This is a genomic window from Patiriisocius sp. 208BN25-11, from assembly GCF_058147145.1.
In genome coordinates this window covers 63,364-80,047 of record NZ_JBYVJY010000013.1, presented here as the reverse complement: position 1 = coordinate 80,047, position 16,684 = coordinate 63,364, and the positions used below count along the sequence as shown (strand labels likewise).

Sequence of the window (16,684 nt, the reverse complement as noted above, 5' to 3'; positions counted from 1 at the left end):
GTTTTGATTTTTAAAATTTCTGAAGAAATTATTAAATATAGTTTTTGTCAGAGACCCTTCGACTGCGCTCAGGGAGACAAAAAATTAGTATCTGTAATATTCTGGCTTGTATGGTCCTTCAACCGTTACTCCAATATACTCAGCTTGGTCTTTCTTAAGCTCTGTAAGCTCCACACCAATTTTGGCTAAGTGCAACTTGGCAACTTTCTCATCTAAGTGCTTAGGAAGCATGTATACTTTGTTTTCGTATTTGTCTGCATCGTTCCATAACTCGATTTGCGCAAGGGTTTGATTTGTAAATGAATTACTCATTACAAAACTAGGGTGTCCTGTTGCACATCCTAAGTTTACTAAACGACCCTCAGCTAATAAGATGATATCTTTTCCGTTTAAATCGTATCTATCTACTTGAGGTTTGATTTCATCTTTAGCGGCATTGTTATTTAACCAAGCAACATCAATCTCGTTGTCGAAGTGACCAATGTTACACACAATCGTCTTGTCTTTCATGGCTTCAAAATGCTCGCCACGTACGATGTCTTTGTTTCCTGTAGTGGTAATGACCACATCTGCATTTGCAACAACTGTTTCAAGTTTCTTCACTTCAAAACCGTCCATAGCCGCTTGTAATGCACAAATAGGGTCAATTTCTGTAACGGTTACAATAGAACCAGCTCCTTTAAAAGAGGCTGCAGTTCCTTTTCCAACATCACCATAGCCACAAACCACCACTCTTTTACCTGCTAACATAACGTCTGTAGCACGTCTAATTGCGTCTACAGCACTCTCTCTACAACCGTATTTGTTATCAAATTTAGATTTGGTAACAGAATCATTAATGTTAATGGCTGGCATTGGAAGCGTACCATTTTTAACACGCTCGTACAAACGGTGCACTCCTGTTGTAGTTTCTTCCGAAAGTCCGTTAATTCCTTCTGCCAACTCTGGGTATTTGTCTAATACCATGTTGGTTAAATCACCACCATCATCTAAGATCATGTTTAATGGCTTTCTATCTTCACCAAAGAAAAGTGTTTGCTCGATACACCAGTCAAATTCTTCTTCGTTCATTCCTTTCCAAGCATATACTGGTGTTCCAGCAGCAGCAATAGCAGCAGCAGCTTGATCTTGTGTAGAGAAGATGTTACAAGAACTCCAAGTAACTTCTGCCCCTAACGCTTGTAATGTTTCAATTAATACAGCTGTTTGGATGGTCATGTGAAGACACCCAGCAATACGAGCTCCTTTTAAAGGTTGTTCGTCTTTGTATTCTTCACGTAAGGACATTAAACCTGGCATTTCTGCTTCGGCAAGTCTAATCTCTTTGCGTCCCCAATCTGCTAGGGAAATATCTTTTACTTTATGCGCTGTGTAAGGTACTGTGTTTGTTGACATAAAAAATGCAATTTTTTATCTCCGCAAAGGCGGAGAACTTATTAATATATTTACTATTTTGTAGTAGTATCTTTTCTGAAATCTTATACATCTAACACCTGTTTAGACACATAAAATTTCGGATTGCAAAAATACACAAAACCAATCGAATTATAATGCCTCTTTACAAAACAATAACATCTGAAGAAAACACTAAGCTGCTGATTTGGAAGATAGAAGAGTCTTTTGAAGACTTAAGCGATGGGATTTCCTTAACAGATCATTGCCAGAAACGAGTAGATGGTATGAAAAGCGATTTGCACCGACGAGGTTTTATGAGTGTACGACATTTGCTCGCACAAGTTGGATACACCGATCACGATTTGTTTTATGATGATAATGGGAAACCTCATTTAAAAGATGGGATGCACATTTCCATAACACACTCTTTTATTTTTGCAGCTATCATTATTAGTGATGAAGAAGTAGGTATTGATATTGAAAAACAACGCCCAAAAATTTTAAAAATAGCGCATAAGTTTACCCCTATTGAAGAATATAGAACGTTAGCAAATGATGATGCCATTATGCGAAAGCTTACCATTGTTTGGGGCGCCAAAGAATCCCTATATAAAAGCTTTGCACATCCTGGTGTGAGTTTTTTAGAGCATATTTATGTAGAAGATTTTAGATTAGACGACATCGCAACCACAGCATCGGTAAGTATCGATAGCCGTCAAGAAGTCTACGAAGTCTATTTCCAAGAATTTGAAGGATTTACCTTAGCATACGCCATTCTTTCCTGATATTTGCAGTCCATGCGAAGTACCCAACACTATCAACAATTGCTCACATCAGTAGGTCAAAACAAAAAACTACTGGCTATTTTAATTGATCCCGAAAAGTTTGAGGTGTCTCAAACAGCTTCCTTTTTAGATACCCTCCCTAAAGAAACCACACATGTATTTGTTGGTGGAAGTACCGTTCCCGAAGCGCTTACAGAAATGGTAGTACAAGCATTAAAACAGCACAGTAAGGTACCTGTTTTTATATTTCCTGGCGCTGCAGATCAAATTACAGATACAGCAGATGCCTTGTTGTTTTTGTCCTTGGTGTCTGGTGATAATCCAGATTATTTAATCGGACAACAAGTAGCAGCGGCTTCGTATTTAAAAACGTCAACTTTAGAAGTGATTGCAACAGGCTATCTTTTAATTGATGGTGGAAACGAATCTGCTGTAGCTAGGGTTACCAATACACGTCCGATGCCTCAAAATAATATTGATGCCATTGTACATACTGCCTTGGCTGCGCAATATATGGGAGCAAAATTAGTGTATTTAGAAGCGGGAAGTGGCGCCAAAGTTCCCGTAGCTATTTCTATTATTGAGGCAGTAAGCAAAGCGCTTAATATTCCTGTGATTGTTGGTGGTGGCATTAGAACAGGCATTCAAAAAGAAGCTGCCTATGCCGCTGGAGCTCATATGGTAGTGATGGGCACTGTGTTTGAAAAACGCTAAATTTTTCGAAATTTTTATGGGTTCTGCACCTTTCCAAAATAGTATCTTTACAAAAACATTTTGAGGTATGAATATTTCCGTAGAACTAACACTTACCCCTTTGCAAGACGATTTTGAGCCCCCTATTATTGATTTCATCAAGCAATTAAGAGCATCTGGTTTAACCGTGTTAGAAAATCCTTTGAGTACCCAAGTGTATGGAGACTATGATGCAGTGATGAATGTATTGCAAAAAGAAATGAAAATTGCCTTAGATGCAATAGAAAATGGGTTACTATACCTAAAGATTGTAAAAACAGATAGAAGTAGCTATGAACCAAATTTTTGATTTTTTCTTAGAAGCCTACACCAATACTTCCCCTACAGATATTATTTTAGAGGCCATTGCTTTTGTGTTTGGTATTGCAAGTGTTGTGTATGCAAAGCGTGAAAACATTCTAGTGTACCCAACAGGATTAATTGCTACTGTAATTACAGTATATCTTTTGTATAAAGCCGAATTTTTTGGAGATATGATGATGAATTTCTACTATTCGATCATGAGTATTTATGGATGGTGGAACTGGTCGAGAAAGAAAGAAGATACCTATCTAGTCCCAATTTCTAGGACCAATATGAAAGAAAAATGGATTGGAATTGCACTCTTTTTTATTACCATGTATGTTACCTATTTGGTTTACAACGCCTATGACTATACATTAGAGATCCCTAATTATATAGATATTGTTACGTCGGGTATGTTCTTTACCGCAATGTGGTATATGGCCACCAAGAAGTTAGAAAACTGGACCTTATGGATCATAGCAGATCTCATCACGGTACCTCTATACGCGTACAGAGGACTAGGGATGCTATCCTTACAATATTTAATTTTCACCATTTTAGCAATACAAGGGTATAACCAATGGAAAAAGCGCTTACACAAGCCAGCAGTGGCTGTATAAAAATTGTGTTGTTTGGTCCAGAGTCTACTGGAAAAACGACCTTAGCGAAACAATTGGCTGCTCATTTTAATACCCAATGGGTACCCGAGTTTATGCGTTCTTATTTAGAGCTAAAATGGGAAACTTCTCACAAAAAGATTGAAAAAGAGGATCTGCTTCCTATTGCAAAAGGACAAATTGGAAGCGAAAATGAATGCGCTAAAATTGCAAACAAACTACTTTTTTTAGACACTAACTTGTTGGAAATCAAAACGTATTGCGAATATTATTATGAGGGTTGGTGTCCTTCGGAAATAGTAGAAGCCACACAAAAACATCAATATACCTACTATTTTCTTACCCACATTGATACCCCATGGGAATTCGATAATTTACGTGATAGACCTGATGATAGGGAAGAAATGTTTCGTATTTTTGAAACTCAACTAATTAAAAACGAGCTTCCTTACGCTGTTTTAAAAGGATCAAAAGTAGACCGTTTAACCAATGCTATTAACATTATAAATACATTAATTAAGCAAAAGTAATACATGTTTACACCTCAAGATCTAGAGCACATCACTTCACATGGGCTTGATGAAGATAGCATAAAACAACAATTAAGAACATTTAAGAATGGGGTATCTTTTACTCAAGTAGTAAGAGCTGCAGGTCTTGATAATGGGATACATGTGTTTGATAGTGTTCAGCAAAAAGAATTAGCAGCGTATTACGACGAGAAAAAGGACCAAAAAGATGTTGTGAAATTTGTGCCTGCCAGTGGTGCTGCCACAAGGATGTTTAAGTTTTTACACGCTTTTTTAGAAGACTATAATGAAGAAGAAGTACTATCTAAGTTTATAAGAGAACATAAATTAGATGCGTTAAAAATATTTTTTGACCATATAAAAGATTTCCCTTTTACCCATGCCGTTCGAAAAGAGATTAGACAACAGTATCCAGAGTACAAGCAGTCTAATAAAGGAGTACGAATGAAGATATTTGTATCGCTACTCCTAGGAGAAGACGGACTTAATTTTGAGGAAATTCCAAAAGGTCTAGTTCCTTTTCATAAATATGCAAAGTATACGAGAACAGCTTTTGAAGAGCAGTTGTATGAGGCAACCCAATATGCTGCTGTAGATGGAGTGGCACACTTGCATTTTACATTTTCTCCAAATCATTTATCGCTGTTCAAAAAAGCTTTTGAAGAAATTAAAAATCGGATTGTAAAAAAAACGAAGACAGATGTAAGAATCTCTTATTCTTTTCAAGATGCAAGTACAGATACCATTGCAGTAGATATGGATAACAATCCATTTAGGAAAGAAGATGGTAGCTTGGTTTTTAGGCCTTCGGGACATGGTGCTCTTATTAAAAACCTAAATGATGTCGATGCCGATATCATTTTCATAAAAAATATAGACAATGTTACTGTAGAAGAACATATTCGAGAGGTTGCTATCAATAAAAAAATGCTAGCCGGTAGATTGCTCCAATTACAACATAAAATATTTGGATACATAGATGCAATTGTAAAAGATCAGGTTGCCGATGAAAAACTAAGTGAGATGAAATCTTTTTTATGGAAAGAACTGCTCATAAAAGACATCCCTGAAACCAAAGCTGGTATAGCCGAAATTTTAAATAGACCCATTCGTGTTTGCGGTGTTGTTAAAAATACAGGTGCTCCTGGCGGAGGACCTTTTTGGGTTAAGAATAGTGATGATGAGATATCTCTACAAATTGTAGAACTTTCGCAGATAGACAAAACCGATCCAAGACAAGCTGCTATTATTGAGGATGCAACGCATTTTAATCCTGTAGATTTGGTATGTGGTACAAGAGACTATAAAGGCGAAAAGTTTAATCTCAATCATTTTGTAGATCCATTGACTAGTTTTATTGCTACCAAAACTGTAGCTGGCGCAACTATTAAAGCATTAGAGTCTCCTGGTTTATGGAATGGCGCTATGGCACATTGGAATACTGTTTTTGTTGAGGTTCCGTTAGCTACCTTTAGCCCTGTAAAAACAGTAAACGATTTGTTGCACCCTGCACATCGACCCAATGCCTAATGGATACCGAAGCACTTCGTAAGGAGCTCACCTTTAAAGCAGTAAGAAGTAGCGGTCCTGGTGGACAACATGTGAATAAAACCGCTAGCAAAGTTTCTGTTTCCTTTACCATTGCGACATCGACCCTATTTTCTGAAGTAGAAAAAGAACGTCTCCTCGAAAAATTAAAACACCGTATCTCTGCAGAAGGCGAACTCACCTTAAGTTGTAGCGAATCTAGAAGCCAACACCGAAACAAAGCCCTGGTCATTGAAAGATTGGTAACCTTGCTTCAAAAAAGTCTAAAGGTATCTAAGCCAAGAAAGAAAACACGTCCTTCTAGAAGTGCTATCGAAAAAAGAGTGAAGGCTAAAAAGAAACAAGCACTAAAAAAGGCAAACAGGAAACCTCCTTCCTTAGAGTAATCTCTTTGAAATCGATCCCGAAGCTTCGGGAGAAATCGAAAACGAAGATGATCCTGAAGCTTCGGGAGAAGTTGGAAAAAAACTACTCTTTCCTTCAGCAATAATAGTTTTATAGCTTCGGAAATGTTCGTGTCAAAATTGCGTTAGGTGTTTTAACTACACACAAACTGTATAAAAAATATACACCTGTATCTTAAAAGTAACACATTTTTCACCCTGTAGAATTTCCGAAGAATACCTAAACCGCTGTAAATCAGTATTATTTAATATTGGTTTTTTTTTGGTACGTTGTTTTCTATATACTAATCAAAAAAATAACAAAATCTCACAATTATGAAAAAGTTACTGATTATCGCCGCTATTGCCCTAGGTACTATAGCCCAAGCACAAGAAGTCGTAGTCGATGCCATCTCAAATGGCACTGTAGTCGTTGCTGCACAGGAAGGCACTCCTCAACTTAAAGCCTCTGTGCAGCCCACTGCAGACGCCTTTAAAGAAATTAAAGTTTCAGATTTGCCTGCAGCCGTTGCAGCATCTGTAGCCAAAGATTTTAAAGGTGCTACTATTTCGAAAGCTTATGTAAATGATAAAAGTGAATACAAACTCGAATTAAACACCATGCAAGACGGTAGAGCACTAAGCAAAACTGTCTACGCCAATAAAAAAGGCGAATGGATTAAAGTAGCCGAGCAACAATAAATCTTTAGTTGGTTTAATAAGTTCATACGGAACCATAGGCCGTATGATGTTAAGAGGATGTTCTTCCCCACAGAGCATCCTTTTTTTTGTGGGGCAATTTGTGATATCACGCTTTACTGCGTACCTTTATAAACATTCATTTTGGTTATGAGTAAACGTATTCTTATTGTTGAAGACGACCTAGCATTTATTACAATGCTAGCTGCTTTTTTAGAGCGTAAAAACTTTGAAATAGCAAAGGCTACTACTGTGTTAGATGCCAAAGAAATACTTTCAAAAAACACCTTCGACATTGTTATTACAGATATCAAACTACCCGATGCCTCTGGAGAAGAACTGTTAGATCTCTGTAATGAAAAGTATACAACTACGGGGGTCATTTTAATGACAGGATATGCTGAGGTCACAGCTGCTGTAGAGGCCATTAAAAAAGGCGCTTTGGATTATATCTCCAAGCCTTTTAGGCCCGAAGAATTGTTAATGATTATCAATGATGCGGGGACCAGAAGCTCCAAGAGTGTAAGTATTTCTGAGCCAGTCTCTGAAACAACAAGTCCTAGCCAAAAAGTTTCATTTAATCGTGTAAAAGGAATTAGTGAGGCTTCTAAAAAATTTCAGCAATACCTTGAGCTAGTGGGTCCCACAGATATGTGTGTACTTATAGAAGGTGCTAGTGGTACGGGAAAAGAAGTGGCGGCAAAAACAATTCATAGTTTTAGCGACAGAAAAGAAGCCCAATTTGTTGCGGTAGATTGTGGTGCCATTCCCAAAGAGATTGCAGCAAGCGAATTTTTTGGACATGTAAAAGGAAGTTTTACGGGAGCCATAACAGATAAAAAAGGACACTTTGAAATTGCACACAAAGGAACTTTGTTCTTAGATGAGGTAGGTAATTTGTCTTATGAGAATCAAATACAACTGTTACGCGCATTACAAGAACGAAAAATAAAACCCGTTGGGAGTAGTAAAGAAATAGAGGTTGATGTTCGTATTATTTCTGCTACCAATGAAGACCTAAAAAAAGCAGTAGCCGAAGGAACCTTTAGAGAAGATTTATACCATAGATTAAATGAGTTTTCAATCCATATTCCATCCTTACATGAACGAAAAGAAGATTTGTATTTGTTTGTAAATTATTTCTTGCATCAGGCAAATACATCACTACAAAAAGACGTAGTTTCTTTATCAAAAGAAGTATCAAATGCTTTTTCTAATTATAACTGGCCAGGAAATTTAAGAGAGTTGAAAAATGTGCTAAAACGCGCCGTACTTTTAACCAACGGATCACAAATTCCCTTAGATGTGATTCCAAGAGAAGTATTGCTGCCTGTAAAAGAGGCTCCCAAAGATTTTAGCAAACAAACCAATGAAAAGCAATTAATTATCAATGCATTGCAAGAAGCAGAACAAAACAAGTCTAAGGCCGCAAGACTGCTCAATATTACCAGAAAGACCTTGTATAATAAATTAGAGCAATACCAAATTGAGCTATAAGCTGAAGTCTTTTTTTAGCGTTTCTAAAAGTTGATCGATTTCTTTTTTTGCACTTTTAAAAAGTGAGTCAAGTGTATCTAGTGTTGCATCATGTTCTAGCGCAGCTAATGCCGAAACTGCTTTTTTAGCTGCCAGTTGTTTGCACATGGTATTCATTTTATGGGCTATTTTTGACACCATATCTAAGTCATTTTCGGCTACTTTTTGTGAAATTGTTGCTATGTCTTGAACCGTTTGAGAGATAAATACCTGAAGTACTTCGGTTACTTTTTCATCGGTTTCTAAAAAAGAATACAACAACGATGCATCATATCCTTCTCCTTTTTTAACCGCAATATTTTGAATTGATTCGTGTGTTGCAATTGTAAAATTGGGTAAGACCTTTTGTAAGGTATCTACAAGAATTTCTTTACTTAATGGTTTGGAAATAATAGCTGCAAAGCCTTTATTAATATAAAACTGTGTGGTTTCGTGCTTGTTTCCTGTCATTGCAATAATAGGTTGCTCATGATAGGTTGTAACATCTCCCTTTTTTAATCTTTCAAGAATTTCTATTCCAGAAATTTGAGGCATTTGTAAATCTGTAATCAGTGCATCAAATAAAATATGACTAGTCTTCTTAAAGGCTTTATACTGATTAAAAATATGTGTATCAATTTTGTAATGAGCTAACATTTCAGCTAACAACGAAAGCAGTGCCTCGTCATCATCAATTAAAACAACAGTAGGATTTTGTTTGGTTTTTTGTTCTTCCTTTTTTGTGTTTTCAACACCTTCTTTTGCGATTTTTAAGGGTAGCACTAAGGTGAATGTGCTTCCCTTGCTAGGAGTACTTTCGACGCCCAATGTCCCAGAGAGTAAACGGGTGAGTTTTTTGGATATGGCAAGTCCAAGCCCTGAGCCTCCATATTGTTCGGGGATGGTACTATCTGCTTGCGCGAATTCTTCAAAAATAAGTTGTTGTTTTTCTTCTGAAATACCCATACCCGTATCTGTTACAGTGATAGAAAGCTGGGCTTCTTTTTTCGATTTTGAGAGTGTTTTAATGCCAATAGTAACACTTCCGTGTTCTGTAAACTTAAAAGCATTTCCAATCAGGTTACTCAAAATTTGCTGAATGCGAAGCGGATCACTTACAAAACTGCTTTGAGAGGCAAAAGAATCAAAATCAAATTGAAGCAATACCTCTTTTTTATTATACTGACCCTTAATATTGGTTCCTATTTGAGTGGCGAGTTTTGTGATAGAAAAGGGTACATATTCTAAGTGTAATTTGCCTGCATCCAGTTTGGATAGATCTAATAAATCGTCCACTAATTTGGTGACATAGGTAGCGCCTGTTTCAATGCTTTTGGCATAGTTTTGTTGCTGACTCGTAAGTGAAGTATTGCTCATTAAATCTGTATAACCCAAGATGGTATTAATGGGGCTTTTAAGATCGTGACTCACAGTAGCAATAAGTTGTTCTCTACTTTTTAATAAATATTCTGTCTGTTTTTTACTTTTTTGAAGCGATTTTTTAAAGCGTTCTGCTCTAAAAAAGTCGGTAAGCATGAAATATGAAAACAACAACACCAAGCCAAGTGCAGCGAGCCCTGCATATTTTACAATATCTTGGGTTTTTCTAACCGAAGATTGTTTAGCGATTTGAGTTTGGGTATTGTATTTTGAAATTTCCTTATCAAATTCAGTAATGATGGTACGCAGTTTTGTGGAGATAATAAGATCATTTTCAATAAGTTCATTTTCTTTAGACTGTATTACTTTTTTTGCAAATTCATTATCTCTTTTCGCTCTTTTTACAATGCCTCTTGATACATCTATCATAGAATCTATCATTTTTCTAGGTACTTTTTTATCGGCAAGGGTCTTATAGGTATATTCTATATATTCTTCAAGTACAGCAAGTTTCCTTTTTGAGAGCGTTTCAGGATTTTCTACGGCTGTTTCAACAGTTAATTTACCCATAGATTTTTCGAGCTCTAATATTTCTTTTAAAATTTTATCTAGTGAGGTGTCTTCACTATTTAATTTTAAATCTCTAAATGCTATGGTATTGGCTACTTTGTTATTTAGAAGTTGGCTAATCGTGTCCAATTGCATTTGTTGCGGAGTTTCGGTTACGATCTCTTTTAAGTCGAAAATAACGTTTTGTAGGGCGCTAATATTTCCGCTGAAATTTTCAAAATCCGAATCTTTTAACGTTAGCAATGCCAATCGAGAAAGCCCATCGGTTTCGTATACCAAATTGATAAGCGTTCCTGTAGCGATAAATTGTGCTTCTTGTTTGGTATCCTCTTCTTGGGTGAGTTTTTTAAATTCGGCATACAAAATATACCCCACCAATACTGTTAAAGCCCCTAAGATGAGATAGCTTAGCAACAACTTAAAAGTAAAAGAATTTTTGGTGGCTTGCATCTTATAAAAATAACGATAGCAATCGTAGCATGGTATTATTTTTTAAATAATTGTATGCCATGTAACTATAAGCAGTATCTTTGCACCACATCTCAAAGGGGTGCTGTAGAATGACAAATGTAGAATGACGAATGACGAATTTTAAAAATTCGTACCTCGTAATTCGTACTTCGAAACTTCCAACGGCTGAGATTATACCCATAGAACCTAGAACAGGTAATGCTGTTTAGGAATGTTACTGTAGTATTGAGAAATGTATAGCCATCATTGAGTTTTTTTAAGAACTTATTTCGATAGCTATCGGAAGCACTCAACTACACGATTGTTTTTTTAACTAACGAGAATAATTACCCCTTTTATTCGTACTAAACTAATACGAATGAAGTATTTCATTATTGCATTGACATTGAGTGTATCTGTCCTTACACAAGCACAAGAAAAAGTACAGGACACTACTAAAATTGAACCTCTAGAGGAGGTGCTTTTAAAATCTGTACGCGTAGATGCAGATTCACCCATTACCCACACCAATCTTAGTAAAGAAGAAATTGCACAGCGCAATTTAGGACAAGATATTCCAATATTGCTTAATTATTTGCCAGGTGTTGTAACCACAAGTGATGCCGGCGCAGGTGTTGGGTATACAGGTATTAGAGTTCGTGGTAGTGATGCCACAAGAGTAAATGTTACAATAAATGGAATTCCGTATAACGATAGTGAAAGTCAGGGGACCTTTTGGGTAAACCTTCCAGATTTTGCGTCTTCTATAGAAAACTTACAGTTACAACGTGGTGTTGGAACCTCCACCAATGGTTCTGGATCTTTTGGAGCGAGTTTAAACATCCAAACAGATGGTGTAGCAAAGGATGCCTATGCGCAAATTGGAACAAGCTACGGATCTTTTAATACGTGGAGACACAATGCAAAATTCTCTACAGGGTTGCTACAAGATCGTATAGAAATTTCGGGAAGATTGTCTAAAATAGAAAGTGATGGTTATATAGACCGTGCTTCTAGTGATTTAAAATCGTATTTTTTACAAGCGGCGTACAAAGGAGATAATACTTTTATTAAAGCCTTGGCTTTTGGAGGAAGAGAAGTTACCTACCAATCTTGGTTTGGAATCGATGAAGAAACTTTAAACACCAACCCAACCTTTAATCCCGCAGGATTGTATACCGATGCAGATGGAACCGTTCGTTTTCATGATAATCAGGTAGACGACTACGGTCAAGATCACTACCAAGTATTATGGAACCAACGTTTCAATAATAACTGGAGCACCAGTATGACATTAAACTACACAAGAGGTAGTGGCTTTTTTGAAGAGTACAAAGAAGATGCCTCGCTAGATTTTCATGGCTTGTCTTCGGTGACTGTAGATGGAAACCTGCTTACAGAGTCTGATTTAGTAAGACGCCGTTGGTTAGAAAATAATTTCTACGCCGTGAGTGGAAACGCACATTACAAAGATGACAAATGGGATACTACATCAGGTGTGTTTTATAGCTACTATCAAGGACTTCATTTTGGAGAGGTTATCTGGTCTAATTATTTTACAGGAGCTAATTTAGGAGATCGCTATTATAATGGAACAGGAGACAAACATGAGTTTACAGCTTTCTCTAAAGCAACCTATCAATTAAATAAGCAATGGTCTTTCTTTGGAGATCTACAATTGCGTGTTGTAAATTACAAAACGGGAGGATTGACCAGCGATAAAGTCAACTTGTTGGTAGATGAAACCTACGAATTTTTTAATCCAAAATTTGGTGCGAGTTATGCTTTAAATAAAAATAATCAGTTTTACTTTTCGTATGGTAGAGCAAGTAGAGAGCCAAGAAGGAGCGATTTTGAAGAAGGCGTGTTCACCCCAGAAAAGCTAGACGATTATGAACTAGGATGGCGTTTTACAAGTGACAAAGTAAATCTTGAAACCAATCTGTACTATATGGATTACACAGACCAATTGGTTCTTACAGGACAGTTAGATGATTCTGGTGGGTTTGTAAGAGAAACAAGTGGTAATAGTTACAGAGCTGGACTTGAAATAGTTGCAGATGTTACTGTTTTTGAACAGTTGCACATTAGACCAAACATAGCCTTGAGTAGCAATAAAAATAAAGATTTTGTGACATCAAGAGATGGGGAGTTGGTTAACCTTGGAACCACAAACACCTCTTTTTCTCCGGCCATTATTGCAGGAAATAGCATCGATTACACACCCATAAAAAACCTACAAGTATCTTTGCTTTCAAAATATGTTGGGGAGCAATACATGGGGAATATCGATAGCGAAACCTCAAAATTTGATGCCTATTTCTTAAACGATTTTAACGTAAACTATACCATCACAAAAATACCTTTTGCCAAAAGTTTGGTATTGAGCGGACTCGTAAATAATATTTTTGATGTAGACTATGTGTCGAATGGATATTTCTTTACTTTCGACGACGATTTTAGCAATCCGGGTACAGTAACTACTATAGAAGGTGCTGGTTTTTACCCACAAGCTGGGATTAATTTTCTAGTCGGTGCTACGTTAACCTTTTAATGCTGAAATTTTATAGGGTGAATACACCTTAAGAAATCACTGTACATAAAAGAACCCCAATAACAGATTGTTATTGGGGTTCTTTTTTTATAATAGTATTCTCTAATTAGTAATCCTTAAAGAATTTCCATCACGCGTTATTCTATAGGCTTGCATAGGGTACTCGTTAGGCATCGTTTTGTGTTGCCCCGTTACAATATTATACGTGTTCTCATCACTGGTACAAGGACAAGAAGCTTCTATACCAGTTACTAGCATTCTAGAGCAATCGTTAGGTTGGTGGTTAGGATCGCTAAGTTCAAATGCTGTAAAAAGATCATCATTTAATCTATAAACAACAATACCTCTAATACCTTGGCTTGTAATGATGGCAGAACCTCCCGGAAAATTAAGGTCATTAAATTGCGGCAGGTTAAGGTTGATAGTTATGTTTACTTGCGGATCTATTAAAAAAGGATTGTCTTGTCGTATGTCATTATCATCATCAGATCCACATCCAATAACCATAAATAACAATGTAACTAGTAGCGCAATTTTTTTCATTTCTAAGAAGAATTTTAAGATTACGAAATTACAAAAATTACGTAACAACTTATTTTTTAGTATATTTGTTAAACCAAATCCCGTCTTGCATGGGATTTTTCTATTCCTGCCCTCGTTTGAAACGTTTCAAACTTTTTGGCAGGATTTTTTGACAAATAGCCTGATGATGAAGCAAGGCTATACAAGGCCTAATTAATAACGTAGAGACCATGAGTAAAGTATCTTATTATACCCAAGAAGGATTAAAAAAATTAAAAGATGAGCTAAATCAGCTCAAAGACATAGAGCGTCCAAAAGCATCTAACGCAATTGCAGAAGCACGAGACAAAGGAGATTTAAGTGAAAACGCAGAGTACGATGCAGCAAAAGAAGCACAAGGAATGCTAGAAATGCGCATTAGTAAACTTGAAGAAGTGGTTGCCAATGCACGTGTAATTGATGAGTCGCAGTTAGATATGTCTAAAGTATTAATTCATTCTACCGTAAAAATTAAAAACCAAGCGAATGGGATGCAAATGACTTATAAATTGGTAGCCCAAAGTGAAGCCGATTTAAAAACAGGAAAGATTTCTGTAGATTCTCCTATTGGTAAAGGACTCTTAGGCTGTGAAGTAGGTGATGTGGCAGATGTAGTAGTGCCTGCGGGGACTATGAAATTTGAAATCATTGAAATCTCTAGAGACTAATGGCTAGTATCTTCACAAAAATTATAAACGGCGAAATTCCTTGCTATAAAGTGGCAGAGGACGATCAATTTATTGCTTTTCTAGACATTAATCCAAATGCCAAAGGTCATACCTTGTGTGTCCCTAAAGAAGAGACAGATAAAATATTTGATATGGGTGAACAACAATACCTCAAACTCATGCAGTTTAGCAGACGTGTTGCTTTAGCCATAGAAAAAACAATTTCCTGTAAACGTATTGGGGTGAGTGTGATTGGCCTAGAAGTACCTCATGTACATGTACATTTAATACCATTAAATGACATGAAAGAAATGACTTTTCAGGACAAAGTTTCACTAACTGAAGAAGCATTTACTGCACTTGCAAAAGAAATAGCAAGTAACCTTGTATAGGTTACAAGTTTTTAACGACAAGTATTGCCCCCAAAACAAGCAGAAGAATACCTCCAGCAAGAACTCCATACCCTAAAGCTGTAAAACGCATCCCAGATTTTTTGGGATGGACTTGTTTTTTGTGGTAGTCATACACGCGTTCTATATCATCATCCCAGTTTACTGGATAAATGGTTGTGTTACACGTGTGACAATAGAGTTTTTCTAAAATATCCTTACTCGCAGTTGTGAACATTTTTTGTACCGTTTGTTCTTGGGTAAAAGAAAATTCTAAACCATCATTCGCAAAACATTCCGGACAATTGTTTTTTAAGCGAGCGGTATGCAAGGTTTCTATAGTGGTCATTAGTTAGGTATGAGTGGTAGTGAGATCACAAAGGTAGTACCTTTATCTTGAGTACTCTTTAAAACTCTAATTTTTCCAGTATGGTATTCGTCTATAATTCTTTTTGCTAAAGACAGTCCTAAACCCCAACCTCTTTTTTTAGTGGTAAATCCTGGTTTAAAGATTTTTTTATGATTTCTTTTCGGTATCCCTTTACCTGTATCTGTCACAAAAATTAAAGCATTCTTTTGAGACGTTTCTACAATCACTTCAATATCTCCTTTACCTTTCATGGCATCAATACCATTTTTTACTAGGTTTTCTATGGTCCAACCAAAAAGTTGGGAGTTTAAATTCACATAAATAGGAGTGCTTGGCGTGTTAATTTTAAAGTTGATGAGCTTAGAACTTCTACTTTTAAGATAGTCATACGCTGCTTGGGTTTCTGCAACCAGATCAGTTTTTTCAAGGGTTGGGACAGATCCCACTTTAGAAAAACGGTCGGTAATGGTTTCTAGTCGCTTAATATCTTTTTCCATTTCAAGGATATACTCTGGATCCACATTTTCGCTTCGTAAAATTTCGGTCCAACCCACTAGAGAAGATAAAGGCGTGCCAATTTGATGCGCAGTTTCTTTTGCCATCCCAGCCCACAATTTGTTTTGCTCAGCAGATTTTGCAGTTCTATTGAAGTAGTATATTGAAGCTATAAACAAGACAAGTATTACGATAAGTATTGCGGGATAATACTTTAATTTGTTAATGAGTGGTGAGTTTCCATAGTACACCGTTTCATACACTTTTCCTTGGTATTTTAATTCCAAAGGCGTGTACTCCGATTTAAATTGTTCGATAAGTGCGTCTCTTCTTTTAGGAAAATCAAGGATGGTAGAATCAATGTTTTTACTGTCGTATTTTTTATCTTTTTCACTAAAACTAATCATGGGTGTTGTAGTGTTTCCTAAAATGGCTTTCAAAGATGTTTTGCTAATAGTAGCATCTAGGTCTATTGCGCTGGAAGCAATTTCTTTTTGTGCCTCTGCCCATATTTGCATTTTTTGTCGCTCGTCTTCTTTTAATTCATTGAAGAAAGCAAGCGTATTCCATAGTATAAGGCTAACAATAATGGCCGAGGTGATGATAAAAATCCAACGAAAAAGGGAAGCGTTTTGCTGCATGAAGTACTACATTAGGTGTCGCTAAATATAATGGAATTATGTTGATATTATTGTATAACCTAATTTTTACAGCCTTGTGTATTTACTATCTTTGTG

17 protein-coding genes are annotated in these 16,684 nt (G+C 36.5%); 12 read left to right on the top strand and 5 right to left on the bottom strand.

The annotated features are described in order from the left end of the window. Positions 1 to 84: 84 nt before the first annotated feature. A complete protein-coding gene (ahcY, locus tag ACY2RS_RS13525; protein ID WP_490099203.1) occupies positions 85 to 1,395 on the bottom strand; it encodes an adenosylhomocysteinase in 1,311 nt (436 codons plus the stop codon). A 155-nt stretch (positions 1,396 to 1,550) separates the two neighbouring features. Here ahcY and ACY2RS_RS13520 point away from each other — a divergent pair, with 155 nt between their 5' ends. From ACY2RS_RS13520 to ACY2RS_RS13480, 9 genes are all read left to right on the top strand, one after another. After that, a complete protein-coding gene (locus tag ACY2RS_RS13520; protein WP_490099202.1) occupies positions 1,551 to 2,180 on the top strand; it encodes a 4'-phosphopantetheinyl transferase superfamily protein in 630 nt (209 codons plus the stop codon). A 39-nt stretch (positions 2,181 to 2,219) separates the two neighbouring features. Then, positions 2,220 to 2,894, top strand: a complete 675-nt coding sequence (locus tag ACY2RS_RS13515) for a phosphoglycerol geranylgeranyltransferase (protein WP_490099201.1) — start codon at positions 2,220 to 2,222, stop codon at positions 2,892 to 2,894. A 67-nt stretch (positions 2,895 to 2,961) separates the two neighbouring features. Continuing rightward, positions 2,962 to 3,222 (top strand): thiamine-binding protein, encoded by a 261-nt coding sequence (locus tag ACY2RS_RS13510; RefSeq protein ID WP_490099200.1) that lies wholly within the window; start codon positions 2,962 to 2,964, stop codon positions 3,220 to 3,222. After that, a complete protein-coding gene (gene pnuC, locus ACY2RS_RS13505; protein WP_490099199.1) occupies positions 3,206 to 3,838 on the top strand; it encodes a nicotinamide riboside transporter PnuC in 633 nt (210 codons plus the stop codon). Before ACY2RS_RS13510 ends, pnuC begins: the two co-directional genes overlap by 17 nt. Continuing rightward, complete coding sequence (locus tag ACY2RS_RS13500; protein ID WP_490099198.1) at positions 3,799 to 4,365, top strand: AAA family ATPase; 567 nt, start codon at positions 3,799 to 3,801, stop codon at positions 4,363 to 4,365. The genes pnuC and ACY2RS_RS13500 overlap by 40 nt, the downstream gene beginning before the upstream one ends. 3 nt (positions 4,366 to 4,368) lie before the next feature. Further along, positions 4,369 to 5,895 (top strand): DUF4301 family protein, encoded by a 1,527-nt coding sequence (locus ACY2RS_RS13495; protein ID WP_490099197.1) that lies wholly within the window; start codon positions 4,369 to 4,371, stop codon positions 5,893 to 5,895. Continuing rightward, complete coding sequence (gene arfB / locus ACY2RS_RS13490) at positions 5,895 to 6,299, top strand: alternative ribosome rescue aminoacyl-tRNA hydrolase ArfB (protein ID WP_490099196.1); 405 nt, start codon at positions 5,895 to 5,897, stop codon at positions 6,297 to 6,299. The genes ACY2RS_RS13495 and arfB overlap by 1 nt, the downstream gene beginning before the upstream one ends. A gap of 333 nt (positions 6,300 to 6,632) precedes the next feature. Then, on the top strand, positions 6,633 to 6,998 hold the full coding sequence (locus tag ACY2RS_RS13485) for a hypothetical protein (RefSeq protein ID WP_490099195.1): 366 nt from the start codon (positions 6,633 to 6,635) through the stop codon (positions 6,996 to 6,998). A 147-nt stretch (positions 6,999 to 7,145) separates the two neighbouring features. Beyond that, entirely contained in the window at positions 7,146 to 8,492 is a 1,347-nt protein-coding gene (locus ACY2RS_RS13480; protein ID WP_490099194.1) for a sigma-54-dependent transcriptional regulator, read from the top strand. Here the strand turns inward: ACY2RS_RS13480 and ACY2RS_RS13475 are convergent. Beyond that, entirely contained in the window at positions 8,487 to 10,910 is a 2,424-nt protein-coding gene (locus tag ACY2RS_RS13475) for a hybrid sensor histidine kinase/response regulator (protein ID WP_490099193.1), read from the bottom strand. The two genes, ACY2RS_RS13480 and ACY2RS_RS13475, sit on opposite strands and share 6 nt — an antisense overlap. Positions 10,911 to 11,289: 379 nt before the next feature. Between ACY2RS_RS13475 and ACY2RS_RS13470 the strand changes: the two genes are divergently transcribed. Continuing rightward, positions 11,290 to 13,464, top strand: coding sequence for a TonB-dependent receptor (locus ACY2RS_RS13470; RefSeq protein ID WP_490099192.1), 2,175 nt, complete (start codon positions 11,290 to 11,292; stop codon positions 13,462 to 13,464). A 102-nt stretch (positions 13,465 to 13,566) separates the two neighbouring features. Here the strand turns inward: ACY2RS_RS13470 and ACY2RS_RS13465 are convergent, their stop codons facing one another. Beyond that, positions 13,567 to 14,007, bottom strand: coding sequence for a hypothetical protein (locus tag ACY2RS_RS13465; protein WP_490099191.1), 441 nt, complete (start codon positions 14,005 to 14,007; stop codon positions 13,567 to 13,569). A gap of 209 nt (positions 14,008 to 14,216) precedes the next feature. On the opposite strand from ACY2RS_RS13465, the gene greA reads away from it, so the two are divergent. Together greA and ACY2RS_RS13455 are read left to right on the top strand one after the other, a co-directional pair. After that, positions 14,217 to 14,693: a transcription elongation factor GreA gene (gene greA / locus ACY2RS_RS13460; RefSeq protein WP_490099190.1), complete on the top strand. Its 477-nt coding sequence runs from the start codon at positions 14,217 to 14,219 to the stop codon at positions 14,691 to 14,693. Then, positions 14,693 to 15,085: an HIT family protein gene (locus ACY2RS_RS13455; protein ID WP_490099189.1), complete on the top strand. Its 393-nt coding sequence runs from the start codon at positions 14,693 to 14,695 to the stop codon at positions 15,083 to 15,085. The genes greA and ACY2RS_RS13455 overlap by 1 nt, the downstream gene beginning before the upstream one ends. Position 15,086: 1 nt before the next feature. Here ACY2RS_RS13455 and ACY2RS_RS13450 read toward each other — a convergent pair whose 3' ends face one another. Continuing rightward, complete coding sequence (locus ACY2RS_RS13450) at positions 15,087 to 15,431, bottom strand: hypothetical protein (RefSeq protein ID WP_490099188.1); 345 nt, start codon at positions 15,429 to 15,431, stop codon at positions 15,087 to 15,089. Next, the gene (locus ACY2RS_RS13445; RefSeq protein WP_490099187.1) at positions 15,431 to 16,588 is read right to left on the bottom strand and encodes a sensor histidine kinase; all 1,158 of its coding nucleotides are present in this window, start codon (positions 16,586 to 16,588) and stop codon (positions 15,431 to 15,433) included. The genes ACY2RS_RS13450 and ACY2RS_RS13445 overlap by 1 nt, the downstream gene beginning before the upstream one ends. Between the last annotated feature and the right edge of the window lie 96 nt (positions 16,589 to 16,684).